Origin of the sequence: Pseudomonas sp. NA-150 (genome assembly GCF_044336365.1) — a bacterium.
Taxonomy (GTDB): Bacteria; Pseudomonadota; Gammaproteobacteria; order Pseudomonadales; family Pseudomonadaceae; genus Aquipseudomonas.
Genome location: NZ_CP172305.1, coordinates 1,622,733 through 1,648,586 on the forward strand (window position 1 = coordinate 1,622,733; position 25,854 = coordinate 1,648,586).

Below are 25,854 nucleotides of genomic sequence, written 5' to 3' on the forward strand. Positions count from 1 at the left end.
GGGAACACCGCATGACGTTTTCAATCGTCGGCCGTTGCGCCGAAACCGGTCAACTGGGCATTGCCATCAGTTCCTCCAGCATCGCCGTGGGTGCGCGTTGCCCATGGTTGCTGCCGGGTGTGGGGGCGGTCGCCACGCAGAACATCACCCTGCCGGCGCTGGGTCCGCAAGTACTCGAACTGATGGAGAGCGGGCTGTCTCCGGCGCAGGCGCTGGACAAGGCATTGACCAGCAATGGCTACAGTCAGTACCGCCAACTGACGGCCATCGATCACCTGGGGCAGACCGCTCATTTCAGTGGCAACGAAACCCTTGGCACGCACAATGCGCTGGCCGGTGAACAGTGTGTGGCGGCCGGCAACATGCTGGCGGACCGCTCCGTGATTGAAACGTTGGTGCAGACCTTCGAAAACAGCGGCGGCCAGTTGGCGGATCGGCTACTGGCCGCGATGCAGGCTGCCGTCGCGGCGGGCGGAGAGGCGGGACCGGTGCATTCGGCGGCGTTGGTGGTGGTCGGTGAGCTAACGTGGCCGATTGTAGACCTGCGCGTCGACTGGGCGGATCAAGACCCCATCGGCCAACTGGCCCAGCTATGGAGCGCTTACAGTCCACAGATGCAGGACTACATCGTCCGCGCCCTGGACCCGACCAAGGCCCCGAGCTATGGCGTGCCTGGCGATGAGTAGCAGCCGAGAACTGTTGGCCGCGCTGGTGGGCTTCGACACCACCAGCCGCGAATCGAATCTGCAGTTGATCGAATTCGTCCGCGACTACCTGGCCCAATTCGACGTGCCCTGCGAACTGATCTTCAACGACGAGCGCAGCAAGGCCAACCTGTTCGCCACCCTCGGCCCGGATGACCGCCCGGGCATTGTGCTGTCGGGGCATACCGATGTGGTGCCGGTGGATGGCCAGGCCTGGAGCGTCCCGCCCTTCGAGCTGACAGAAAAAGGCGGCAAGCTCTACGGACGCGGCACGGCCGACATGAAGGGCTACATCGCCTGCGTGCTGGCCGCCGTGCCCAAACTGCTGGCCGCGCCGCTGCGCATGCCGGTGCACATTGCCCTGTCGTATGACGAAGAAGTCGGCTGCCTGGGCGTGCGCTCGCTGCTGGCCGAACTCGCACAGCGGCCGCACACACCGCTGCTGTGCATCATCGGCGAACCCACCGAGCTGAAACCGGTGCTCGGGCACAAGGGCAAATTGGCCATGCGCTGTGATGTACACGGCGCGGCGTGTCACTCGGCCTATGCACCCCAAGGCGTGAATGCCATCGAATACGCCGCCGAGTTGATTGGCGAACTGGGCCGAATCGGCTCGCGCCTGCGCGCCCCTGCACTGCACGACCGGCGGTTCGATCCACCGTTCAGCACGGTACAGACCGGCGTGATCAACGGCGGCAAGGCCCTCAACATCGTCCCGGAAAACTGTCGTTTCGATTTCGAAGTGCGCGCGCTGCCAGCGCAGGACCCACGTGAAGTTGCCGAGCAGCTAGCGCGCTACGCCGAGCAGGAAATCTTGCCGCGGATGCGCGCGGTGAATGCGGCGAGTGACATCAGTTTTTCCGAACTGTCGGCCTATCCGGGGTTGGCCACCGATGCGCAGAGCCAGGCGGCGCAGTTGATTGCGCAGTTTTGTGGTTCAAGCGAGTTCGGCACCGTGGCGTTCGGGACCGAAGGCGGGTTGTTCGATGCGATCGGCATCCCGACCGTGGTCTGCGGGCCGGGGAGTATGGATCAGGGGCATAAGGCTGATGAGTTTGTCAGTGTTGAGCAGTTGGATAAATGTGACGCGATGCTTGAGCGTATGGCGTTGGTGTTGCGATCTCTGTAGGAGCTGGCTTGCCTGCGATCGGCTGCGTAGCAGTCGCAAATCCGGATTTTTCGATTGAATCAGACACTCCGCGGGTTCTGGTTATACTGCCGCTTCGCGCCAGATCGCAGGCAAGCCAGCTCCTACAGGGGACCGTGTTCTTGGCTGAAAGGCATTACTCCTTAGGCGCCAACACCTCCCGGCAATAATCCACAAATAGCTGTACCGGTTTGGTCAGTTGCGAGCGGCGCAGCCAGGCCGCTGACAACCCGGAGCCGGTGACGTGTTCAGCCAAGGGCACGCACACGACTTTTTGCCCATCGTAGGTGTAATCAGAGTGCGGGCGGGTCACCAGGATCGAAAAGCCGAAACTGCGGCCAACCATGCCTCTGACCATTTCAATGGAGGGTGAACTGAACAGGATATGCGGGTTCAGTCCACGTTCTTCGAAGATGCTCACGAAGTAGGTGCGGCTGGGTTGTACGTCCAGCAAAACCATGGGTTCCAGCACCAGATCATTCAGTGACACCTTGGCCTGCTGGGCGAAGCGGTGGCCCTCCGGCAACAGCGCGTAAGGTTGTTGCGGTGGCATCAACGGCGCGGTTTCGATGGTGCTGTCCAGGTCGTGCTCGTAGAGCATCGCGAGGTCGATGCTGCCAGAGGTCAAGGCCTGGACCAGCTCCTGTTGTTCGCCGTCGCGAATACGAATTTCAACGCCCGGCCAGCGATCGCGGAAACCGGCAATCAGGCGCGGCAAATACAGCGGGGCGACGGTTTCAAAACAACCGATATCGATCTGCCCGGCGACCACGTCGTTGTCGGCCAGGGCGTTCTGTTCGAACTCGTGGGCCACGCGCAACAGCTCCTGCGCCTTGCGGTAGAAGCGCGCGCCGCTGGGGGTCAATGACACGCCTTGAGCGTGATGGCGAATCAGTAGTTGCACGCCGAAACTGTCTTCCAGTTGCTTGATCGCGGTCGACACCGAAGGCTGTGCGATGTACAGCTTGCGTGACGCCTCGGCCACACTGCCGCACTCGACGGTGGTGACAAAATATTTGAGTTGTCGCAGGTTGTAGGCTGCCATGGCTACCTCGAAAGTGGTGGACCGACGACCTTGATCGTCGCCCGCAGGTTAGTCCATTGCTTGCTCGTTGTGCAGCAAAGACGTACGCAACTGGCGAGGTTTTTTATCGATAACGACCACATTTTTACTCATTTCTCGCCATGCACGCCTCAGCCACTATCGGCGCAACTGATAGCGGACAAGGAGCCTGCAATGACCGACCTCAACAGCTGGCAAAACCTCGCAAGAAACCAACGCTTGATCGATGCGGCAAACATCGGCGGCCGTGCCCAATACGCGCAGGACGGCCAGACGTTTGCAGTGATCAATCCGGCCACCAACACCCTGCTGGCCCGTGTCGCCGCCTGTTCCGAGGCGGACGTTGAGCTGGCCGTCGGCGTCGCTCGCCACGCCTTTGAAAACGGGCCTTGGGCGCGAATGGCACCGCGCGAGCGCAAGGGTATTCTGCTTCGTCTTTCTGAGCTGATTCTGACCCATCGCGAGGAGCTGGCGTTGCTCGATTCATTGAGCATGGGCAAGCCGGTGATGGACGCCTATATGATAGATGTACCGGGCGCCGCTCAGGTGTTTGCCTGGTACGCGGAAAGCCTCGATAAACTCTACGACCAAGTGGCACCCACTGGCCGCGACACCCTGGCCACCATCACGCGGACACCGTTGGGTGTGATCGCCGCCGTAGTGCCATGGAATTTCCCGCTGGACATGGCCGCGTGGAAAGTCGCACCGGCATTGGCGGCCGGCAACAGCGTGATTCTCAAGCCGGCGGAACAGTCGCCGTTCTCCGCTCTGCGCCTGGCCGAACTGGCGTTGGAAGCAGGCGTGCCGGAAGGTGTGTTCAACGTGGTCACCGGGCTCGGCGAGCAGGCCGGCCGCGCACTGGGCCTGCACCCGGACGTCGACGCGCTGGTGTTCACTGGTTCGACCCAGGTGGGCAAGTACTTCATGCAGTACTCGGCGCAATCGAACCTCAAGCAAGTGTGGTTGGAGTGCGGCGGCAAAAGTCCGAATCTGGTGTTCGACGACTGTCAGGACCTGGACCTGGCGGCGGAAAAAGCCGCGTTTAGTATCTTCTTCAATCAGGGTGAGGTGTGTTCGGCAAACTCGCGCCTGCTGGTGCAGCGGTCGATTCACGATGAATTCGTCGAGCGCCTGGTCAATAAAGCCAAGCAATGGCAGCCGGGTGACCCGCTCGATCCGGCGAGCAAGATGGGCGCGATGGTCGATGCCCAGCAAGCCGAACGCGTGATGGGTTACATCGCTGAAGCGAGCGCCATTGGTGCGCAGTTGGTGGCCGGTGGTGATCGCCTGATGATCAACGGTTCGAATAATTTCATTCAGCCGACGCTGTTTACTCAGGTCAGCCCCGACATGCGATTGTCCCGCGAGGAAGTCTTCGGCCCGGTGCTGGCGATTACCGCCTTCGACGACGAAGAGCAGGCAGTGAAGCTGGCCAACGATCACATCTACGGTCTGGCGGCGTCGGTCTGGACCGACAACCTCAATCGCGCGCACCGGGTGGCAGGCCGGTTGAATGCCGGGACCGTGTCGGTGAATACCGTGGATGCGCTGGACGTCAGCGTGCCGTTTGGCGGCGGCAAGCAGTCGGGCTTCGGCAGGGACCTGTCGCTGCATTCATTCGACAAGTACACGCAACTGAAAACCACCTGGTTCCAGTTGCGTTAAGACGGGGAATGCCAACATGAAGACCTCTTACGACTATGTGATCGTCGGCGCTGGTTCTTCCGGCTGTGTTCTGGCAAACCGCTTGAGTGCGGACCCGAGTGATCGAAGGGTTGAAACTGGCACGCAGGGTGCTCGCGGACACACAGTTCGACAGCATTCGCGGCGAGGAAATGCTGCCCGGCAAGACGGTGCAAACCGACAAACTAAGGACGAAAACCGCTGGAGCAGCCTTGCAATCACTGGCTGCAGCACTGGCGATAGCGGCTGCCAGGCCCTTATCGCTTGCGAGGCCATGCCCCTTGACTCCTAGTCAGAGCAAAAAGCGCGGAAGACAGTTGCTCCTACAGTTTTGACCTTCGCTCCCAACCTGAAAGCACCAAAAAGAGGCCGTGCTCGGCGGCTTCGATCCGTGATTGTGCGCAGCACCACAGCCCATCTTTTTCCTCGCTAGCAACCACATATTTACTCATTTTCCTATCCCCCGGCTTAGGCCAACATCAACCTCGCCAGTCAGCCAATGACTGACGTTCCAAGGTCCGTCAGAGACCGGACATACCCCTGTTCAAGGCCGCTGGCCGTACTGCCCCGCAAGACAAAACCAATTCGATACTGTGGGAGTGCTTCATGATCAAGTCCTTGCTTAAACGTTTTGCTCATCCCCTCGCCCTGACCGCCATCGCTGCCGGCGTCGCCACCAGCGCCCAGGCCGGAACCCTGTCCATCGGTCATACCACCTGGGTCGGTTACGGCACCTTGTACCTCGCCCAAGACCTCGGCTACTTCAAGGAAAACGGCCTGACGGTCGAGCTGCCGACGATTGAAGAAGCTTCGATGTACATGGCCGCTCAGGCGTCGGGCAAGTTGTCCGGCTCGGCGTCGACCCTCGACGAAGTGCTCAAGTACCGCCCACAGTTCTGCTTCCGCGCGGTCGCGGCGCTGGATGAAAGTCACGGTGGCGACGGCGTATTGGTGGGCAAGGACGTCAACAGCCTCCAGGAGCTGAAAGGCAAGGCCGTGGCGGTGAACGAAGGTTCAGTGTCGCAGTTCTGGCTGTCGTACTTGCTGAAAAAGAATGGCATGAAGATGAGCGACATCACCGTGCAGAACATGACTGCCGACGATGCTGCCACCGCATTCATCGCCGGGCGCGTACCTGCTGCCGTGACCTGGGAACCGCATCTGTCGCTGGTGCGCGCCAAGCAACAGGGCAAGGTGCTGATCGACAGCAGCTCGACGCCTGGAGTGATCGTCGATGTGGTGGCGCTGAACTGCAACGTCATCGACAAGCAGCCGGCCGACGTCAAGGCACTGGTCTCCGGTTTGTACAAGGCGGTGAAGTACACCCAGGACCACCCGACCGAGGCCTACGCGATCATGGCCAAAGGCGTGGGTGGCTACCTCGCCGATCCGGCTGAACTGGCTTCCGCCGCAAAAGGCGTGCGCTTCTACGATCAAGCCATGAGCGAAAAACTGCTGGGCTCGCCGGGCAAGCCGGGTGACGGCGCCGCCGTGATCAAACTGGCTAATGAAACCGCCAGCGAACTGCAGGGCAAGCCTTACAACGTCAGCTACGACGACCTGGTCGACAGCCGCTTCGTTACCCCTCGATAGGAGGTCAGCATGTCCAAGCGCAATTCATGGTTGAACCGTTGCATCACGCCCAAGACCGGTTTGCCGGTGCAACTGATCTGGAGTGCCAGCGGTTTGGCCTGGTTGCTGTTGATCGGCATGTGGGCCGGGCTGTCCTACGGTGGCGTGGTGCCGGGCATGTTTCTGCCGACACCGGGCGCGGTGCTGGAGGCGGCCATGCGTCTGGCCCGCGACGGCACCCTCGGCGAACACGTGTGGGCCAGCGTCGAAGTGGTGATGGTCGGCTTCATTATTTCGTCGCTGGTGGCGGTGCCGCTGGGGTTGTTGATGGGTAGCTTCCGGATTGTCCAGGCGTTCCTCGAACCCATGGTCAATTTCATTCGCTATCTGCCGGTGACCTCGTTTGTGCCGCTGTTCATCCTGTGGATCGGCATCGGCCTGGAGCAACGGGTCTCGGTGATCATCTTCGGCGTGTTCTTCCAGCAACTGGTGATGATTGCCGACGTGTCCAAAGGCATCTCCAAGGACCTGATCAACGCTTCCTACACCCTGGGTTCCAATCGCTACGACGCGGTGGTGCATGTGATTGCGCCTGCCTCATTGCCGGGCGTGCTGGATACCTTGCGGGTGACCATGGGTTGGGCCTGGACGTATCTGGTGGTGGCCGAGTTGGTCGCGGCCTCCAGTGGCCTGGGTTATTTGAGTCTGAAAGCCATGCGTGGTTTTCAGGTGGATGTGATTTTCCTGGCAATTGCCATCATCGGCCTGTTGGGGCTGGTGACCGATCAACTGTTCCGATTCCTCCGTCTGAAGGTGGCCGCATGGGCTCTGTAACTGCAGTGAATCCACGTTTTGCCACACCGCTGGCGGTGGCGCCCCAGGCGGCGCCACGTTTGCAGGTAGACAAGGTCAGCCTGCGCTATCAAAGCCCGAACGGCAGCACCTTCACTGCGCTGGAGCAGGTGTCGTTCGAGGTGCCGGACCAGCAGTTCGCGGTGTTGGTCGGCCCGTCCGGTTGCGGCAAGTCGAGTTTGCTGTACCTCACCGCCGGGCTGGCGGAACCTACCGAAGGCGACATCTATGTCGGCGGCAATCTGGTGGAAGGGCCGGGTGCTGATCGTGGCATGGTGTTTCAGGGCTACACCTTGTTTCCCTGGTTGACCGTGCGGCAGAACATCGAGTTCGGCCTGAAACGACGCAGCATGCCTGCCGCCCAGCGCAAGGAGATCGTCGATTACTACCTAAATGAAGTCGGCCTGACGCAGTTTGCCGACAACTTCTCCAAGCAGTTGTCTGGCGGGATGATGCAGCGCGTGGCCATCGCCCGTGCGTTGGCCAACGATCCGCAGATTCTGTTGATGGACGAGCCGTTCGGCGCGCTGGACAGTCAGACCCGGCTACAGATGCAGCAACTGTTGCTGCGGGTCTGGGGCAACAGCAAAAAGACCGTGTTGTTTGTCACCCATGACATCGACGAAGCGATTCTGCTCGGCGACCGGGTGTATGTGATGGGTGCTCGACCGGGGCGGATCAAGCAGATCCTTGATGTGCCGATCGAACGTCCGCGCACGCTGGACATGGTCATGGAGCGTTCGTTTATTGAGATGAAACGGGAGATCTTCGGTCTGCTGCATGATGAACTGGAAGAGGCGCACTGACGCTTCACTCCTTGCTTTCTCTAAGCCCCGCTGCGATCCAGCGGGGCTTTTTTGTTTCCGGCCGTACACAGGAACTATGTAGTAGCTGGCTTGCCGGCGATCCGTTTGATGCGGTGTGTCAGGTACACCGTCATCGCGGGCAAGCCCGCTCCTACAGAGAACGGGGCAGGGGTCATGGGGATGAATGTCATTCATCGTAACAATAGAAAGCTTGCTATTTAATGCATTGACATTCGCTGCCTAGGCAGTAAGATCACCTTAACTCTCTGCCTAGGCAGCTTTCTGGTGAATCCGATGAAGCACTTCACTCCTGAAAATTATGACTCCGGTCTCATGGGCCTCTTGTTGGGCCGCATGAATGCCGTCAAAGACCGTTTGCTGGACAAGTTTCTGGTGCCGCATGGCGTGACCGCATCGCAGTTCAAGGTGCTGATTATCGTCGCGCAGTTCGGCACCGATACGCCGGCTGACCTGTGCCGTCACCTGTCGCTGGACAGCGGCTCGATGACGCGCATGCTCGATCGTCTGGAGCAGAAAGAACTGATCGTGCGCAACCGTTCAGACATTGATCGGCGCCAGGTGCACCTCAATTTGACCGAAGAGGGGAAGAAACTCTCGGATTTGCTGCCGCAAGTCGGCGCAGCGGCGATGAACGAGATGTTCGGCTGTATCGACGCATCAGAGCTGGCACTGCTGGAGGGCATCCTGAAAAAGGTGCTTGTGGCCGCTGACGACCAGACCACCATCGCCCGTTTGAGCTTTGTGCAGGCAGGTGAGAAATGAGTAACGCAACCTTGCGCACGTCAATGAGCCTGATCGTCCTCGCCATGAGCCTGGCCGGTTGCGCCAACTACCTGGGCCTCGACACCGAAGGCGTTAAGCTGGACGCCAAAGGCCTGCACACCGCGCAGAGCTTTAAGGATGTAAAACTGTCGTCGGCGGCCTGGCCGCAGAGTGATTGGTGGAAAAGCCTCGGCGATCCACAGCTCGACGGGCTGATTACGGAAGCCCTGCGCGATAACCCGGACATGCAAATCGCTGGCGCGCGTGCGCATCAGGCCAGCGCCGCGGCCTATGCTGCCGACGCTGCGCGCATGCCGGACGTGAACGCCAGTGCCGGTGTCACCCGTGAGCGTCTGGCCCGCGATCAAAGCCCGACCGGGCAGGGCGGTACCTACGGTACCGTGCGTAGCCTGGGGGCCAACTTCAATTACACCTTCGATCTCTGGGGCGGCCAGCGTGCTACCTGGGAAGCGGCGTTGGGCCAGGCGCGTGCCGCCGAAATCGATGAACAGGCTGCACAGCTGACCATCGCCTCCAACGTGGCTCGTGCTTACAGCGACCTGGGCCAGGCCCACGTGGTGTACGACCTCGCCGAACAGGATCTGAAGCGCACCAAACAATTGCTGGACCTGGGCAACCGTCGCCTGAGTTCCGGGATCGACAGCCGCTTCCAGTTCCAGCAGACGCAAAGCCTGGAAGCCAGCTCCGAAGAGCAATTGATCGACGCCGGCAAGCGCCTGCGCAGTGCAAAAATCGCCTTGGCGGTGCTGTTGGGCAAAGGGCCGGACCGTGGTGAAGACATCACCCGGCCGAACGTGCTCAAGCCTGGTGCCGTAGCGTTGCCGTCAATGCTGCCGGCCGAGTTGCTGGGGCGTCGTCCTGATTTGGTCGCCGCTCGCTGGCGCGTTGAAGCGGCGAGCAAAAACATCGTCGCGACCAAGACCACCTTTTACCCGAACCTGAACCTCAGCGCCGCCGCCGGCACTCAGTCGTTGTTGGGTGACTCGTTGCTCGGTTCGGCCAGCCGTTTCTTCAATATCGCGCCGACCGTGTCATTGCCGATCTTCGATGGTGGACGTCTACGGGCCAACCTCGACGCAAAGGATGCCGATTACGACCTCGCCGTGGCGCAGTACAACAAAACCCTGGTCCAGGCCTTGGGTGATGTCAGCGACACGCTGTCGCAACTGCGTTCCATCAGCGGTCAGATCGACGCCCAACAGCGCTCGACCGATGCGGCGCAAGCGTCTTATGACACGGCGACCCAGCGTTATGGCTCAGGTATCGGCAACTATCTCGACGTGCTGACCATCGAACAAACATTGCTCCAGTCGCAACGCCAACTGGCCGACCTCACCGCCGAGCGAATCGATTTGTCGATTCAGTTGATGCAGGCCCTGGGCGGCGGCTTCCACAGTGTGGGCCCCGGCGACAGTCAGGTCGCCTCCGCCAATAAAGCCCCCGGCGCTGCCTCCCCATCAACCGCTTCGCAGACTGAATAATTAAGGTAATCGTCATGGCCACTGCCACTACCGACACTGCATCTTCCAACGACCCGAAAGGTCAGAACGGGCCTACCGATCAGGCTCCTGTAAAAGATCAAAATCCTCGCAAGCGCAAGATCTGGCTGTTCGTCGTGCTGCTGGTGGTGATCCTCAGCGGGTTGGGGATCTGGGGCTGGTACGAAAAATACGGGCAATGGAGCGAAAGCACCGACGATGCCTACGTGAACGGCAACGTGGTCTCGATCACGCCGCTGGTCACCGGGACCGTGGTCAGCATCGGCGCCGATGATGGCGATCTGGTCCGTCAAGGGCAGGTGTTGGTCCAGTTCGACCCGAGCGACGCGCAAGTCGGCCTGCAAAGCGCTGAAGCCAATCTGGGCAAGGCCGTGCGTCAAGTGCGTGGCTTGTACAGCAACGTCGACGGGATCCGCGCTCAACTGGCTGCCCAGCGCGCCGAAGTGCAGAAAGCTCAGGACAACTACAACCGTCGTAAGAACCTGGCGGCGGGCGGGGCGATCTCGCAGGAAGAGCTGTCCCATGCTCGCGATGACCTGACCACCGCGCAAAACTCGCTGAACAATGTTCAGCAGCAATTGGCGACCAGTTCGGCGTTGGTGGATGACACCGTGGTGTCGTCGCACCCGGAAGTGGCGGCAGCTGCAGCTCAATTGCGTCAGGCGTATCTGAGCAACGCTCGCAGCACCTTGATCGCGCCGGTCACCGGTTATGTGGCTAAACGTACGGTGCAATTGGGCCAGCGGGTTCAGCCTGGCACGGCGTTGATGGCGGTGATCCCGCTCAACGAAGTGTGGGTGGATGCCAACTTCAAGGAAACCCAACTGGGCAAGATGCGCATTGGCCAGGCGGTGGATATTGAGTCTGATCTGTACGGCAGCAAAGTGAAGTACAGCGGCACCGTCGACAGCGTGGGTGCCGGTACCGGCAGCGCGTTTGCCCTGCTGCCGGCGCAGAACGCCACCGGTAACTGGATCAAGATCGTGCAGCGGATTCCGGTGCGGATTCACATCGCCCCTGAACAGTTGACGGACCACCCGTTGCGGATCGGCCTGTCGACTGTGGTTGACGTCGATCTGCACGACCAGAGCGGCCCGATGCTGACTCAGCAACCGCCACAGAAACCCGCGTTCAGCACCCCGATCTACGATGAGCAACTGGCCCAGGCTGATACGCTGATCACCCGTTTGATCCACGAAAACAGCGCCGTCGCCAGCAAAACTGTCCAGCGCTGATCCGCCAATCCGTCCGCTCCGGCCACACGGCCGGAGCACCGCTAAAGTTTCGAAGGATTTGCGATGAGCGCTAACGCCCCCGCTTCTTTTACGCCGCCCAGTTTGCTGATGTGCACCATCGGCCTGTCGCTGGCGACCTTCATGCAGGTTCTCGACACCACCATCGCCAACGTCGCCTTGCCGACCATCGCCGGTAACCTGGGCGTGAGTTCGGAGCAGGGCACCTGGGTAATCACCTCGTTTGCGGTGAGTAACGCAATTGCCTTGCCGCTGACCGGTTGGCTCAGCCGCCGGTACGGCGAAGTGAAGCTGTTTATCTGGGCTACATTGCTGTTCGTGCTGGCCTCTTTCATGTGCGGGATCTCCACCTCGATGCCCGAGCTGGTGGGCTTTCGCGTGATCCAGGGCATGGTGGCCGGGCCGCTGTATCCGATGACGCAAACGCTGTTGATCGCGGTGTACCCCCCGGCGAAAAGGGGGATGGCCCTGGCATTGCTGGCGATGGTTACGGTGGTGGCGCCGATTGCCGGACCGATCCTCGGTGGCTGGATTACCGACAGTTATAGCTGGCCGTGGATTTTCTTCATCAATGTGCCGATCGGGATCTTCGCGGCATGGGTGGTTCGCTCGCAAATGCGCACCCGGCCGATAACCACCAGTCGCCAGCCGATGGACTACGTCGGGTTGATCACCTTGATCATTGGCGTCGGCGCCTTGCAGATCGTGCTCGACAAGGGTAACGACCTGGACTGGTTCGAGTCGCACTTCATCCTGATCGGAACCGCGATTTCGGTGATTGCCTTGTCGATCTTCGTCATTTGGGAAATGACCGACAAGCACCCCGTCGTCAACTTGCGCCTGTTTGCTTACCGCAACTTTCGCGTGGGGACGATTGCGATGGTGCTGGGTTACGCGGGTTTCTTCGGGATCAACCTGCTGATGCCGCAGTGGTTGCAGACGCAGATGGGCTACACCGCGACCTATGCCGGGTTGGCAGTATCACCGCTAGGCATTTTGCCGGTACTGATGTCGCCTTTCGTCGGCAAGTACGCACAGAAGTTCGACATGCGCGTGCTGTCTGGCCTGGCATTCCTCGCGATTGGTGCCAGCTGCTTCATGCGCGCCAATTTCACCACCGAGGTGGATGTGGGGCACATCGCGATGGTGCAGTTGTTCATGGGTATTGGTGTGGCGCTGTTCTTTATGCCGACCCTGACCATCCTGCTGTCGGACTTGCCGCCGAATCAGATTGCCGACGGCTCGGGGCTGGCGACCTTCCTGCGTAACCTGGGCGGCAGTTTCGCCGCCTCGTTGACCACCTGGATCTGGATTCGCCGGGCCGACCAACACCATGCGTACCTGAGCGAGAGCATCAATACCTACGATCAGGCGACTCGGGATGCGCTAACTACCTTGGGCGGCGCCAGCAGTCAGGCGTATGCCAAGCTTGAAGGGGTGCTCAACAGTCAGGCGTACATGATGTCGACGGTGGATTACTTCTACATGCTGGGCTGGATGTTCATGGCGCTGATTTTGTTGGTGTGGTTCGCCAAACCGCCGTTTACCGCCAAGGCCGGGGCATCGGCGGGGCATTGATACACACACAAAACCTGTAGGAGCTGCCGAAGGCTGCGATGGGCTGGGCACCAGCCGCTGTTTGAAGGCCGTTCCGGCCTTATCGCAGCCTCCGGCAGCTCCTACAGGGATCGCATTTTCAGCCTGAATGAGTCAATGCGGGTGGCACCGGAATGAAATCAAACGCCGCCAACTGGAACCCATGCTCATCCACCTGCAACGCCCATCCCTGCTTGTCCCAGTCCCCCAGCACTATCCTTTTTGCCGCGTCTTCCCCCACTTGCAGCTTGTGAATCGCCGGGCGGTGGGTGTGGCCGTGGATCAGGGTTTTCACCCCGTATTGCTCCATGATCCGCGGCACTTCCTCGGGGGTGACGTCAACGATGTCGTTGGCTTTCATTTTGGTTTGCGCACGGCTTTCATTGCGCAGCTTGCGCGCCAGTTTGTGGCGGGTGCGCAGCGGCAGGTTGCGCAGAATCCACAACGTCAGCGGGTTGCGCAGGTAGCGGCGCAGGCGCATGTAGGCCTCGTCGCGGGTGCACAGGCTGTCGCCGTGCATTAATAGCACCGGTTCGCCATTGAGTTGCACCACGCTCGGGTCGGGCAGCAACGTACAGCCAGCGGCTTTGCAGAAGCGCCGGCCGATCATGAAGTCGCGGTTACCGTGCATCAGAAATATCGGTGTGCCGCTGTCGCTCAAGGCGCGCAAGGCTTTGCAGATAGACAGCTGAAAAGGCGACATCGCGTCATCGCCGATCCAGGCCTCGAAAAAATCGCCGAGGATGTACAACGCTTCGGCGGAGCGGGCCCGACCGTCGAGCAGATCCAGAAACGCCCGGGTAATGTCCGGGCGCTGTTCTTCCAGGTGCAAATCAGAGATGAGTAGTATCACTCAACGATCTCGGCGTTCTCGATGATCACGTCATCGGCCGGCACGTCTTGATGACCGGCCTTCATGGTGGTGGCCACGCCTTTGATCTTATCGACCACGTCCTGACCTTCGATCACTTTACCGAACACGGTATAGCCCCAGCCCTGCACGGTCGGTGCGCTGTGGTTGAGGAACTCGTTGTCGCCGACGTTGATGAAGAACTGCGACGATGCCGAATGCGGCTCCATGGTGCGGGCCATGGCGACGGTGTACTTGTCGTTGGAAAGGCCGTTGTCGGCTTCGTTCTTGATGGTGGCGCGGGTTTTCTTTTGCGCCATGCCAGGCTCGAAACCGCCGCCCTGGATCATGAAGTTGCTGATCACTCGGTGGAAAACGGTGTTGGCGTAATGCCCTTCTTTAACGTACTGCACAAAGTTGGCCACCGTCTCCGGCGCTTTTTCAGCGTTCAGTTCCAGGACGATATCGCCATGGTTGGTGCTCAATTTGACTTTGGACATCGTAAAAATCGCTCTTTTTGACTTCGAGGAAGGGGTCGCGCCGGTCGCAACACCTTGACAGCTTCGGCTATGATAAGCGCTTTGATTTAGTCGGCCTACCCAGGCCGCGCACTTGTACGCCCAAGGATCCTATGAGCAAGCCCACTGACTCCGCTGCGAATTCCAAGGCAGGCCCTGCCGTCCCTACCAATTTCCTGCGCCCAATCGTGCAGGCGGACCTGGATTCGGGCAAGCACACTCAGATCGTGACCCGCTTCCCGCCTGAGCCCAATGGCTACCTGCACATCGGTCACGCCAAGTCGATTTGCGTCAACTTCGGCCTGGCTCAGGAATTCGGCGGCGTCACGCACCTGCGTTTCGATGACACCAACCCGGCCAAGGAAGACCAGGAATACATCGACGCCATCGAAAGCGACGTCAAGTGGCTGGGCTTCCAATGGTCCGGCGAAGTGCGCTACGCCTCGCAGTATTTCGACCAACTGCACGACTGGGCCGTGGAGCTGATCAAGTCGGGTAAGGCGTATGTCGACGACCTGACCCCGGAGCAAGCCCGCGAATACCGTGGCACGCTGACCGAGCCGGGCAAGAACAGCCCGTTCCGTGAGCGCGGCGTCGAGGAAAACCTGGACCTGTTCGCCCGCATGAAAGCCGGTGAATTCGAAGATGGCGCACGCGTACTGCGGGCCAAAATCGACATGGCTTCGCCGAACATGAACCTGCGCGACCCGATCCTGTACCGCATTCGCCACGCCCATCACCATCAGACCGGTGACAAGTGGTGCATCTACCCGATCTACGACTTCACCCACGGTCAGTCGGACGCCATCGAAGGCATCACCCACTCGATCTGCACCCTGGAGTTCGAAAGCCACCGTCCGCTGTACGACTGGTTCCTCGACAACCTGCCAGTGCCGAGCAAGCCGCGCCAATACGAATTCTCGCGCCTGAACCTGAACTACACCATCACCAGCAAGCGCAAGCTCAGGCAACTGGTGGATGAGAAGCACGTGCATGGCTGGGATGACCCGCGCATGTCGACGCTCTCGGGCTTCCGTCGTCGTGGCTACACTCCGGCGTCGATCCGCAATTTCTGCGAAATGATCGGCACCAACCGTTCCGACGGTGTGGTCGATTTCGCCATGCTCGAATTCAGCATCCGCCAGGATCTCGACCAGAATGCCCCGCGCGCCATGTGCGTGTTGCGCCCATTGAAGGTCGTGATCACCAACTATCCGGAAGACAAGGTCGATCACCTCGAACTGCCGCGTCATCCGCAGAACGAAGAACTGGGCGTGCGCAAGCTGCCGTTCTCACGTGAAATCTACATCGACCGCGACGACTACATGGAAGAGCCGCCAAAAGGCTACAAGCGCCTCGAGCCGAACGGCGAAGTGCGTCTGCGTGGCAGCTACGTGATCCGTGCCGACGAAGCGATCAAGGACGCCGACGGCAACATCGTCGAACTGCGTTGCTCGTACGATCCGGAAACCCTGGGCAAGAACCCTGAAGGCCGCAAGGTCAAAGGCGTGGTGCACTGGGTGCCGGCTGCTGAAAGCGTCGAATGCGAAGTGCGACTGTACGACCGCCTGTTCCGCTCGCCGAACCCGGAGAAAGCCGAAGACAGTGCCAGCTTCCTGGACAACATCAACCCTGACTCGCTGCAGGTCCTGACCGGTTGTCGTGCCGAACCTTCCCTGGCGCAAGCTCAGCCGGAAGACCGTTTCCAGTTCGAACGCGAAGGTTATTTCTGCGCGGACATCAAGGACTCGAAGCCAGGTCGCCCGGTATTCAACCGGACTGTAACTCTGCGCGATTCGTGGAGCTGAGGTAGTAACGTGCTTTCGATCTACAACACGCTCACCAAGAGCAAAGAAGTGTTCAAGCCACTGGATGGCAACAAGGTGCGGATGTACGTGTGCGGCATGACCGTGTACGACTTCTGCCACTTGGGCCACGGCCGCAGCATGGTCGCGTTCGACCTGGTCACCCGCTGGCTGCGGTTTAGCGGCTACGACCTTACCTATGTGCGCAACATCACCGACATTGACGACAAGATCATCAATCGTGCCCGGGACAACGGCGAGTCGTTCGAAGCCCTGACTGCACGCATGATCGACGCGATGCACGAAGATGAAGCGCGCCTGAACATCCTGCCGCCGGACCTGGAGCCGCGTGCCACCGATCATATCCCTGGCATGCACGCCATGATCCAGGCATTGATCGACAAGGGTTACGCCTACGCGCCGGGCAATGGCGACGTGTACTATCGCGTCGGCAAATTTGTCGGTTACGGCAAGCTGTCACGCAAGAAGATCGAAGACCTGCGCATCGGTGCGCGGATCGAAGTGGACGAATCGAAAGACGACCCGCTGGACTTCGTGCTGTGGAAGGGCGTCAAGCCCGGCGAGCCAAGTTGGGAATCGCCATGGGGTCCAGGGCGTCCGGGCTGGCACATCGAGTGCTCGGTGATGTCGACCTGCTGCCTGGGTGACACCTTCGATATTCATGGCGGCGGCAACGACCTTGAGTTCCCGCACCACGAAAACGAAATTGCCCAAAGCGAGGCCGCCACTGGCAAGCCTTACGCCAACGCCTGGATGCATTGCGGCATGATCCGCATCAATGGTGAGAAGATGTCCAAGTCCTTGAACAACTTCTTCACCATTCGCGACGTGCTGGATAAATACCATCCGGAAGTGGTGCGTTATCTGCTGGTGTCGAGCCATTACCGCAGCTCGATCAACTACTCCGAAGACAGTCTGAAAGAGTCGAAAGGCGCGCTGGAACGGTTTTATCACGCGCTCAAAGGCTTGCCGGTGTCGGAGCCTGTGGGTGGCGAGGCGTTCGTCGAGCGCTTCTCTGCCGCGATGAACGATGACTTCGGTACGCCGGAAGCCTGTGCGGTGTTGTTCGAGATGGTGCGCGAGATCAACCGTCTGCGCGACACCGACCTGGCCGCGGCGGCTGGTTTGGCGGCGCGTTTGAAGCAATTGGCCAGCGTGCTGGGTGTGTTGCAGCTCGAAGCCGATGACTTTTTGCGCGCAGGCGCAGAAGGGCGGGTCGATGCGGCAGAAGTCGAAGCGCTGATCCAGGCTCGATTGACTGCTCGTGCCGAGAAAGACTGGGCCGCCTCTGACCGTATTCGTGATCAACTCACGGCGATGGGCGTGGTGCTGGAAGACAGTAAAGGCAGCACCACCTGGCGTTTGGCGGACTGACCTCAATTGCCATCTTCTGTAGGAGCTGCCGAAGGCTGCGATAAGGTCGGTACGACCTTTATGGCGTTCGGTGGCTGCGACCGGTTCCCGGTCGATCGCAGCCTTCGGCAGCTCCTACAGGGACGTTTCGTCTGTGCGATTACATTCCCTGCTCACGCAACCGCTTATAAAGCGTATTCCGGCTAACCCCCAACTGTTTGGCCAACAGAGAAATATTGCCCCCGGCTGCCTGCAACAGGCGGTTCAGGTCTTCCGGTTCGTCCGGGGTCGGTGAGTAAGAAAACACAGACTCCATCTCCAGATCGGCAAAAAAATCATCCGGCAAATGCTCGGGCCTGATGGGTTCTTCGTCGGCCATGGCCAGTGCCACCTGAATCACGCTACTGAGCTGACGCAGGTTGCCCGGCCACGGATGGCGATGGAACAGCTCCAGCACTTCACTGGCAAAACCCGCCGACTGCGACGGTTCCCGGTGTTGCGCCCAGACTCGCTGAATCAACGCCGCTTTATCAGTGCGTTGGCTCAGCGGCGGCAGTTCGACGGTGAGGCCGTTGATTCGGTAATAAAGGTCCTGGCGGAAGCGCCCGCTGTGCACCAGTTCGCGTAACGGGCAGTGGGTGGCGGAGATGATGCGAATGTCCACTGGGTACAGCTCGCTGCTGCCCAACGGTTGAACGCCAGCGCTCTTGCAGAACTCGCAACAGGCGAGCTTGCACCGACAGCGGCATGTCGCCGATTTCATCGAGGAACAGCGTGCCTTTGTCAGCCTTGCGAATCAGGCCGATGCTGCCGCGCTGGTTGGCGCCGGTGAAGGCGCCTTTCTCGTAACCAAACAATTCGGCCTCGACCAGCTCCGACGGGATTGCCGCGCAGTTCACCGCGATCAACGGCTGCCGCGCGCGGGAGCTGGCCTGGTGCAGGGCTTTGACGAACACTTCCTTGCCGACGCCGGTATCGCCGTGGATCAGCAGCGGAACGTTTTTCTCCAGCAGGCGCTCGGCCTGACGCACGGCTTTTTCAACTTTGGCATCGCCCAAGGCAATGGTCGCCAAGGTCAGGGCTTCGTCCGCAGCGGGGGCTTTCTCACTCGGCACCACTCGCAGCGTGGGCGCTTTCTGCCGAGGGCGCCTGAGCAGTCCATGAAAACGGTTGTGGCCGGCGGAGTGCAGGGCAAAGGCCTGCCCTTCGGTCTGGCCAAGCACATGCAACAGTGGACTTTTGAACAGATTTTCCACATTACCGCGCAGCAGGCTCACACCGAGCAAATTATCAGCACGGCGATTGGAACAGAGGATCTGCCCGCTCTCATCGAAAATCAGCAACCCGGCCCACTGGCTGTCGAGGTTGTTGAGGCCGGTATTGAAGGTCAACTGGTAATGGGTGTCCTGAAACTGGGTAAGGATCAGCCGGTTCTCCACCGTCTGACTCATCATGCGCACCATGCCCAAGGTGTGGGAGGGCGGCAAAAAGCTGTCGCTGGACACGTCGAGCACCGCAATCATCCGCCGCGACGCATCGAAAATCGGCGCCGCCGAGCCGGTCATGAAGCGATTGGCCTTGAGGAAGTGTTCGTCGTGTTCGATATGCACCGCTTGCTCGCAGGCCAGTGCCGTGCCGATGGCATTGGTGCCGGTGCCGCGCTCGGTCCAATTGGCACCCGGCAGAAACCCCTCGGTGCGCGATGGATCGACAAAACGCTGGGTGCCCCACGACTTGAGCAACTGCCCGCGATTGTCGGCAAGCATGATCAGGCAATTGGAGTTGCTCAGGATGTTCTCGTAATACGGCAGCACTTCCTGATGCGTGGTCTGCACCAGCGAATGATGGCGCTCGAGCAACTGCGCCACCTGATCCCTGGGCAATGGATCGAACGATGGCCGCGACTGGTGATTCAGACCGAACTCGCGGCAGCGGTTCCATGAATCCTTGATCAGGTTGTCGTGGGCAATTGATGCACTGGGTACGGCCATGGGCAATAAGTCCTGCGGGTCCTTTTATTGTTTTTTTTTACCGCGCGCCTGAGCGAAGTGGCCTCAAGGCGTCCGCCCAGTGTTGTTCATTACTGTTCAAAGTCAATAGCCGAGCTGTTCAATTGTTCAGCGAACGCTGTTCATTTCTGTTCGCCTGTGAACGTTGGTCTGTGATTGAAATTTATAAAATATTTATAAATCAATTAGATAAAGAATATTTTCAATAAAATATGGCGTTGGCACGAATGTCGCTTTTGCTGAACGGCTGCTGAACGGTGCACTGCGCCGTTGACCCTGAATCCAATAATAAATAGGGCACGTCATGTCACTAACGCTGGAGCATGTCAGTCGCACCATCGAGGGCCAGATCTGGATCGATGATGCATGCCTGAGCTTCGAACCCGGCTCCTTCAATGTGCTGCTGGGGCGGACGTTGTCGGGCAAGACCAGTCTGATGCGTCTGATGGCCGGGCTGGATAAACCTGACAGCGGCCGAATCCTGATGAATGGGGTGGATGTCACCCAGGTCTCGGTACGTCGGCGCAACGTGTCGATGGTTTATCAACAATTCATCAATTACCCGACCATGACCGTGTTCGAGAACATCGCCTCGCCACTGCGCCAGGCCGGTGCCTCGAAAGAGCTGATACACAGCAAGGTGCTGGAAACCGCAAAAATGTTGCGGATCGAGAAGTTCCTGGCGCGCTATCCGCTGGAACTATCCGGTGGCCAGCAGCAGCGCACGGCGATGGCGCGTGCGCTGGTCAAGGATGCCGAACTGATCCTGTTCGACGAGCCGCTGGTCAACCTCGACTACAAATTGCGCGAAGAGCTGCGGCAGGAAATGCGCGAGCTGTTCGAAGCGCGTCACACCATCGCGATTTACGCCACCACCGAACCCAACGAAGCCCTGGCCCTGGGCGGCACCACCACGGTGTTGCACGAGGGGCGAGTGATTCAGAGCGGCCGGACCCCCGAGGTCTATCACCAGCCGCAAACCGTGTTAGCGGCCGAGTTGTTCTCCGAGCCGCCGATCAACCTGATGCCTGGGCGAATCAGCGGCAACGAAGTGAGTTTCGCCGACTTCGTGCATTTTCCGTTGAACGTCGATCTGCGCCCGGTCGGCGACGGTCAATACCGCTTTGGCGTGCGCCCAAGCCATATCAGCCTGGTGCCGTCCAACGATGACGATCTGGAGATGGCGGTGACGGTCGAAGTCGCGGAAATCAGCGGCTCGGAAACCTTCCTCCACGTGCGCAACGAACATTTCCTGCTGGTCCTGCACCTGCCGGGCGTACACGAGTACGACGTCGACGCGCCGATCCGGATTTATATCCCGACCCACAAACTGTTTGTTTTCGATCAACAAGGCCGCCTGATTCAGGCGCCCGGTGTACGCATTGCGAGGGTTGCCTGATGGCTGAGATCCACCTGCAGAACCTCGCCCATAGCTACAGCGCCAACCCCACTGGCGCCGATGACTACGCGATTCGTGAGATGAATCACGTCTGGGAGCAGGGCGGTGCCTACGCTTTGCTCGGGCCGTCCGGCTGTGGCAAGTCGACCTTGCTCAATATCATTTCCGGACTGCTCAGCCCGTCGGAAGGCCAGGTACTGTTCGACTCCAAGGTGGTCAACGACCTGACCCCCGAGAAACGCAACATCGCCCAGGTTTTCCAGTTTCCGGTGGTCTACGACACGATGACGGTGTACGACAACCTGGCGTTTCCGCTGCGCAATCAGGGCATGCCGGAGGCGAAAGTGTCGATCAAGGTGCAGGAAATCGCCGAGGTGCTGGACCTGCAATCGCTGCTGAAAAAGAAAGCCAGCAACTTGACCGCCGACGAGAAACAGAAAGTCTCCATGGGCCGTGGCCTGGTGCGGGACGACGTGTCGGCGATTTTGTTCGATGAACCACTGACCGTTATCGACCCGCATTTGAAGTGGAAACTGCGACGCAAGCTCAAGCAGATCCACGAGCAATTCAACATCACCATGGTCTACGTCACCCACGACCAACTGGAGGCCTCGACCTTCGCCGACAAGATCGCGGTCATGTATGGCGGGGCCATTGTGCAGTTCGGCACACCTCGGGAATTGTTCGAGCGGCCCAGGCACACGTTTGTGGGCTACTTCATTGGCAGCCCGGGGATGAACCTGATCGAGGTCCAGCCCCACGCCGGCGGTGTCGGTTTCGGCGATGTGTACGTGCCGTTGTCCGACGCGCTGCAACAGAAAATCGCCAGTACCCCGTGGAAAACTCTGAAGATCGGTATTCGCCCGGAGTTCGTCCATGTGTGGGACGGTCGCTATGACGATGCCTTCTGCGCGGAGGTGGTCTACGTGGAGGACCTGGGCACTTACAAAATCATCACCCTGCGGCTGGCCGACCAAACGCTCAAGGTTCGGCTCCAGGAAGACAAACCGGTACCTCAGGGGCAGGCCTGGATCAGCTTTCCCAGCCAATGGCTGATGGTCTATGCCGACGATTACCTGCTGGAGGTCAGCCCATGAAGGTGCAAAACAACAAGGCCTGGTGGCTGGTGATGCCGGTGTTTCTGCTGGTGGCGTTCAGTGCCATCGTGCCGATGATGACGGTGGTCAACTACTCGGTGCAGGACATCTTCGACCAGTCGAGTCGTTACTTCGTGGGGGCGGACTGGTATCGCCAGGTGTTGCAGGACCCGCGTCTGCAAGACTCATTGCTGCGCCAGTTCGTGTACTCGGCTTGCGTACTGCTGATCGAAATTCCGCTGGGGATCGGCATCGCCCTGACCATGCCGACCAAGGGTCGCTGGTCGTCGCTGTGCCTGATCGTGATGACCATTCCGCTGCTGATTCCATGGAACGTGGTGGGGACGATCTGGCAGATTTTCGGGCGTGCCGATATCGGTTTGCTGGGCTGGTCGCTGAACAGTTTGGGCATGAGTTACAACTACGCGGCCAACACCATGGACGCCTGGGTCACGGTATTGGTGATGGATGTCTGGCACTGGACGTCGCTGGTGGCGCTGCTCTGCTACTCCGGTCTGCGGGCGATCCCGGACGTCTATTACCAGGCAGCGCGCATCGACCGGGCATCGGGCTGGGCGGTGTTTCGGCACATCCAGCTGCCGAAGATGAAGAGCGTGCTGTTGATCGCAGTGATGCTGCGCTTCATGGACAGCTTCATGATTTACACCGAACCGTTCGTGCTCACCGGCGGCGGTCCGGGTAACGCCACTACCTTCCTCAGTCAGACCCTGACGCAGATGGCCATCGGTCAATTCGACCTCGGCCCGGCGGCGGCGTTCTCGCTGGTGTACTTCCTGATCATCCTGTTGGTGTCCTGGCTGTTTTATACCGCCATGACCCACGGCGACAAGAACTGAGGCCGTCATGACCAAGCGCAAACTCATCCCCTTGTTGATCTACATCCTGTTCTTGCTGGTGCCGATTTACTGGCTGTTGAACATGTCGTTCAAGAGCAACACCGAAATCCTCGGCACCTTGACCTTGTGGCCGCAGGATTTCACCTTCGCCAACTACCACGTGATTTTCACCGAGCCCAGTTGGTACCGCGGCTATATCAACTCGCTGTACTACGTGTGCCTGAACACGGTGATCTCCCTGAGCGTGGCGTTGCCGGCGGCCTATGCGTTCTCGCGCTATCGCTTCCTCGGTGACAAGCACCTGTTCTTCTGGCTGCTGACCAACCGCATGGCACCGCCGGCGGTGTTCCTGCTGCCGTTCTTCCAGCTGTATTCGTCCATCGGGCTGTTCGATACCCACATCGCGGTGGCGCTGGCCCATTGCCTGTTCAACGTGCCGTTGGCGGTGTGGATTCTCGAGGGCTTCATGTCTGGCGTGCCCAAGGAAATCGACGAAACCGCCTACATCGATGGCTACAGCTTTCCGAAGTTTTTCGCCAAGATTTTCATCCCGCTGATTGGTTCGGGGATCGGTGTCACGGCGTTCTTCTGCTTCATGTTTTCCTGGGTCGAACTGTTGTTGGCGCGGACGCTGACCTCGGTCGATGCAAAACCGATCGCGGCGGTGATGACGCGTACGGTGTCGGCGTCGGGTATCGATTGGGGCGTGCTGGCAGCCGCCGGGGTGCTGACCATTCTGCCGGGGATGCTGGTGATCTGGTTCGTTCGTAATCACGTGGCCAAGGGCTTTGCTCTGGGCCGGGTTTGAGGAGCAGACGTATGGAGTGGATGTCCTGGACGGCGCTGACCGCCGCCTTTTTTATCGCCATCGGCGTGCTGCTGACCAGCATGACGGTGTGGGAGTTGCGTTCGCCCAGTATCGAACGCCGTGGTCTGTTGCCGATCTCCACCACCCGTGGTGATCGGTTGTTTATCGGTCTTCTCGGAAGCGCCTACCTGCATTTGCTGGTAATCGGCGTGACTGACTGGAGCATCTGGGTCGCGTCGTTACTGTCCCTGGTGTGGCTGTTGGTGGTGATGCGCTGGGGCTAGCCGCGCTGTGAACGGTAGGTCTCGTTACGAAACTGACTAGGAGGTGTCTATGTTCGACAAAAATAACAAACTGCGACATAGCGTGACGCTGGCCGCAATGCTGGCGCTCAGCGGAATGAGTCTGACAGCGTGGGCGGATGCTTACGAAGATGCGGCGAAGAAATGGATCGGCAGCGAGTTCACGCCGTCCACCCTGACCCCTGAGCAACAACTGTCTGAATTGGAGTGGTTCATCAAGGCGGCCGAGCCGTTCCGTGGCATGGACATCAAGGTGGTGTCGGAAACCCTGACCGTGCACAAGTACGAGTCTGAGGTGCTGGCCAAGGCGTTCGCGGAGATCACCGGGATCAAGGTCACGCATGACGTGATGCAGGAAGGCGACGTCATCGAGAAGCTGCAAACCGCCATGCAGTCGGACAAGGCCATCTACGATGGCTGGATCAACGACTCTGACTTGATCGGCACGCATTTCCGTTACGGCAAGGCGTTGTCGCTGACAGAGCTGATGGCTAGCCCGGAAGGCAAGAAGGTGACCTCTCCTACGCTGGATGTCCCGGACTTTATCGGCACATCGTTCACCACCTCACCGGATGGCACGCTCTATCAACTGCCTGACCAACAATTCGCCAACCTGTATTGGTTCCGCGCTGACTGGTTTGAGCGTCCTGATCTGAAAGCCAAGTTCAAGGCCAAGTACGGTTACGAGTTGGGGGTTCCGGTCAACTGGTCGGCGTATGAAGACATTGCCAAGTTCTTCAGCGAAGACGTCAAGGAACTGGACGGCAAACGTGTCTATGGCCACATGGACTACGGCAAGAAAGACCCATCGTTGGGCTGGCGCTTCACGGACGCCTGGTTCTCCATGGCCGGTAGTGGTGACAAAGGTCTGCCGAACGGCAAACCAGTGGACGAGTGGGGGATTCGTGTCGAAGGTTGCAGCCCGGCTGGTTCTAGCATCACCCGCGGTGGCGACACCAACGGCCCGGCGGCGTTGTTCGCCACGCAGAAATACATCGACTGGCTCAAGGCCTATGCACCGCCTGAAGCGGCGGGCATGACCTTTTCCGAATCGGGTCCGGTGCCGTCGCAAGGCAACGTGGCGCAACAAATTTTCTGGTACACCGCGTTCACCGCCGACATGACCAAGCCGGGTCTGCCGGTAATGAATGCCGATGGCACGCCAAAATGGCGGATGGCGCCGTCGCCAAAAGGTCCGTACTGGAAAGAGGGCATGAAGCTCGGTTATCAAGATGTGGGTTCATGGACCTTCCTCAAGTCGGCTGACGAGAAGAAGCGCCTGGCTGCGTGGTTGTATGCGCAGTTCGTGACCTCGAAAACCGTGTCGCTGAAGAAAACCATCGTCGGTCTGACACCGATTCGTGAGTCGGACATCAACTCGCAGGCGATGACCGACCTGGCACCGAAACTCGGTGGTCTGGTGGAGTTCTATCGCAGCCCGGCCCGTGTGCAATGGACCCCGACGGGGACCAACGTGCCGGATTATCCGAAGCTGGCGCAACTCTGGTGGAGTCATGTGGCTGAAGCCGTGAGTGGCGAGAAAACGGCTCAGGCGGCATTGGACGGTCTGGCGAAGGATCAGGACCGGATCATGGAGCGTATCGAGAAGTCCGGCGTGCAAAGCGCCAGCGGTTGCGCACCGAAGCTGAACCCGGAAACCACGGCCGAAGCCTGGTACAAGAAGGGCGAAGCAACGTCTGATGGCTGGGCTGCTCCGCAACGCAAACTGGCTAACGAGAAGCCGAAAGGCGAAACCGTCAGCTACAACGATCTGCTGAAAAGCTGGGTCGATGCCCGCAAGGTAGCGTCTACCAAATAAGCGCTAGGCGCATAAAAAACGGCACCCTCGGGTGCCG

Annotated in this window: 21 protein-coding genes and 2 pseudogenes; 19 read left to right on the forward strand and 4 right to left on the reverse strand. The window is 59.6% G+C overall.

Features of this window, described 5'->3' with window-relative positions:
- Positions 1–11 precede the first annotated feature (11 nt).
- Positions 12–686 (forward strand): DUF1028 domain-containing protein, encoded by a 675-nt coding sequence (locus tag ACF0H7_RS07775; protein ID WP_397452188.1) that lies wholly within the window; start codon positions 12–14, stop codon positions 684–686.
- Positions 679–1,833 (forward strand): acetylornithine deacetylase, encoded by a 1,155-nt coding sequence (argE, locus tag ACF0H7_RS07780; RefSeq protein ID WP_397452189.1) that lies wholly within the window; start codon positions 679–681, stop codon positions 1,831–1,833. The genes ACF0H7_RS07775 and argE overlap by 8 nt, the downstream gene beginning before the upstream one ends.
- Positions 1,834–1,987: 154 nt before the next feature.
- On the opposite strand, the gene ACF0H7_RS07785 is transcribed toward argE, so the two are convergent.
- A complete protein-coding gene (locus ACF0H7_RS07785) occupies positions 1,988–2,896 on the reverse strand; it encodes a LysR substrate-binding domain-containing protein (protein WP_397452190.1) in 909 nt (302 codons plus the stop codon).
- 192 nt (positions 2,897–3,088) lie between these two features.
- On the opposite strand from ACF0H7_RS07785, the gene ACF0H7_RS07790 reads away from it, so the two are divergent.
- The 9 genes and pseudogenes from ACF0H7_RS07790 to ACF0H7_RS07830 all read left to right on the forward strand — a co-directional run bounded on the left by ACF0H7_RS07790 (position 3,089) and on the right by ACF0H7_RS07830 (position 12,961).
- On the forward strand, positions 3,089–4,579 hold the full coding sequence (locus tag ACF0H7_RS07790) for an aldehyde dehydrogenase (protein WP_397452191.1): 1,491 nt from the start codon (positions 3,089–3,091) through the stop codon (positions 4,577–4,579).
- A gap of 16 nt (positions 4,580–4,595) precedes the next feature.
- Positions 4,596–4,685 (forward strand): annotated as a pseudogene (locus ACF0H7_RS07795) (hypothetical protein); the annotation flags it as partial.
- A 518-nt stretch (positions 4,686–5,203) separates the two neighbouring features.
- Complete coding sequence (locus ACF0H7_RS07800) at positions 5,204–6,190, forward strand: ABC transporter substrate-binding protein (RefSeq protein WP_397452192.1); 987 nt, start codon at positions 5,204–5,206, stop codon at positions 6,188–6,190.
- A gap of 9 nt (positions 6,191–6,199) precedes the next feature.
- A complete protein-coding gene (locus ACF0H7_RS07805) occupies positions 6,200–7,003 on the forward strand; it encodes an ABC transporter permease (RefSeq protein ID WP_397452193.1) in 804 nt (267 codons plus the stop codon).
- Entirely contained in the window at positions 6,991–7,827 is an 837-nt protein-coding gene (locus tag ACF0H7_RS07810) for an ABC transporter ATP-binding protein (protein ID WP_397452194.1), read from the forward strand. Before ACF0H7_RS07805 ends, ACF0H7_RS07810 begins: the two co-directional genes overlap by 13 nt.
- Positions 7,828–8,121: 294 nt before the next feature.
- Entirely contained in the window at positions 8,122–8,610 is a 489-nt protein-coding gene (locus ACF0H7_RS07815) for a MarR family winged helix-turn-helix transcriptional regulator (RefSeq protein ID WP_397452195.1), read from the forward strand.
- Positions 8,607–10,112: an efflux transporter outer membrane subunit gene (locus tag ACF0H7_RS07820; RefSeq protein WP_397452196.1), complete on the forward strand. Its 1,506-nt coding sequence runs from the start codon at positions 8,607–8,609 to the stop codon at positions 10,110–10,112. The genes ACF0H7_RS07815 and ACF0H7_RS07820 overlap by 4 nt, the downstream gene beginning before the upstream one ends.
- A 14-nt stretch (positions 10,113–10,126) precedes the next feature.
- A complete protein-coding gene (locus ACF0H7_RS07825; RefSeq protein ID WP_397452197.1) occupies positions 10,127–11,365 on the forward strand; it encodes an HlyD family efflux transporter periplasmic adaptor subunit in 1,239 nt (412 codons plus the stop codon).
- A 63-nt stretch (positions 11,366–11,428) separates the two neighbouring features.
- Positions 11,429–12,961, forward strand: coding sequence for a DHA2 family efflux MFS transporter permease subunit (locus ACF0H7_RS07830; RefSeq protein ID WP_397452198.1), 1,533 nt, complete (start codon positions 11,429–11,431; stop codon positions 12,959–12,961).
- 118 nt (positions 12,962–13,079) lie between these two features.
- Here ACF0H7_RS07830 and lpxH read toward each other — a convergent pair whose 3' ends face one another.
- Both lpxH and ACF0H7_RS07840 read right to left on the reverse strand, forming a co-directional pair.
- A complete protein-coding gene (lpxH, locus tag ACF0H7_RS07835; RefSeq protein ID WP_397452199.1) occupies positions 13,080–13,832 on the reverse strand; it encodes a UDP-2,3-diacylglucosamine diphosphatase in 753 nt (250 codons plus the stop codon).
- Positions 13,829–14,329, reverse strand: a complete 501-nt coding sequence (locus ACF0H7_RS07840) for a peptidylprolyl isomerase (protein ID WP_397452200.1) — start codon at positions 14,327–14,329, stop codon at positions 13,829–13,831. The genes lpxH and ACF0H7_RS07840 overlap by 4 nt, the downstream gene beginning before the upstream one ends.
- 131 nt (positions 14,330–14,460) lie before the next feature.
- Between ACF0H7_RS07840 and ACF0H7_RS07845 the strand changes: the two genes are divergently transcribed.
- Together ACF0H7_RS07845 and cysS are read left to right on the forward strand one after the other, a co-directional pair.
- Entirely contained in the window at positions 14,461–16,155 is a 1,695-nt protein-coding gene (locus ACF0H7_RS07845; RefSeq protein ID WP_397452201.1) for a glutamine--tRNA ligase/YqeY domain fusion protein, read from the forward strand.
- Positions 16,156–16,164: 9 nt separating this feature from the next.
- Positions 16,165–17,547, forward strand: coding sequence for a cysteine--tRNA ligase (gene cysS / locus ACF0H7_RS07850; RefSeq protein WP_397452202.1), 1,383 nt, complete (start codon positions 16,165–16,167; stop codon positions 17,545–17,547).
- A 139-nt stretch (positions 17,548–17,686) separates the two neighbouring features.
- Here cysS and ACF0H7_RS07855 read toward each other — a convergent pair.
- Positions 17,687–19,517: pseudogene (locus ACF0H7_RS07855) on the reverse strand (sigma-54-dependent Fis family transcriptional regulator).
- A 322-nt stretch (positions 19,518–19,839) separates the two neighbouring features.
- On the opposite strand from ACF0H7_RS07855, the gene ACF0H7_RS07860 reads away from it, so the two are divergent.
- Genes ACF0H7_RS07860 through ACF0H7_RS07885 form a run of 6 tightly spaced genes read left to right on the forward strand, consistent with a single transcriptional unit; the run spans position 19,840 to position 25,817 of the window.
- The gene (locus tag ACF0H7_RS07860) at positions 19,840–20,934 is read left to right on the forward strand and encodes an ABC transporter ATP-binding protein (protein WP_397452203.1); all 1,095 of its coding nucleotides are present in this window, start codon (positions 19,840–19,842) and stop codon (positions 20,932–20,934) included.
- Positions 20,934–22,031 carry an ABC transporter ATP-binding protein gene (locus ACF0H7_RS07865; protein ID WP_397452204.1) on the forward strand — a complete coding sequence of 366 codons (1,098 nt, stop codon included), beginning with the start codon at positions 20,934–20,936 and terminating at the stop codon, positions 22,029–22,031. The genes ACF0H7_RS07860 and ACF0H7_RS07865 overlap by 1 nt, the downstream gene beginning before the upstream one ends.
- Positions 22,028–22,888: a carbohydrate ABC transporter permease gene (locus ACF0H7_RS07870; RefSeq protein ID WP_397452205.1), complete on the forward strand. Its 861-nt coding sequence runs from the start codon at positions 22,028–22,030 to the stop codon at positions 22,886–22,888. Before ACF0H7_RS07865 ends, ACF0H7_RS07870 begins: the two co-directional genes overlap by 4 nt.
- Positions 22,889–22,895: 7 nt before the next feature.
- Positions 22,896–23,696: a carbohydrate ABC transporter permease gene (locus ACF0H7_RS07875; protein WP_397452206.1), complete on the forward strand. Its 801-nt coding sequence runs from the start codon at positions 22,896–22,898 to the stop codon at positions 23,694–23,696.
- A gap of 11 nt (positions 23,697–23,707) precedes the next feature.
- On the forward strand, positions 23,708–23,980 hold the full coding sequence (locus tag ACF0H7_RS07880) for a DUF2160 domain-containing protein (protein ID WP_397452207.1): 273 nt from the start codon (positions 23,708–23,710) through the stop codon (positions 23,978–23,980).
- 49 nt (positions 23,981–24,029) lie between these two features.
- On the forward strand, positions 24,030–25,817 hold the full coding sequence (locus tag ACF0H7_RS07885) for an ABC transporter substrate-binding protein (protein ID WP_397452208.1): 1,788 nt from the start codon (positions 24,030–24,032) through the stop codon (positions 25,815–25,817).
- Positions 25,818–25,854: the final 37 nt, after the last annotated feature.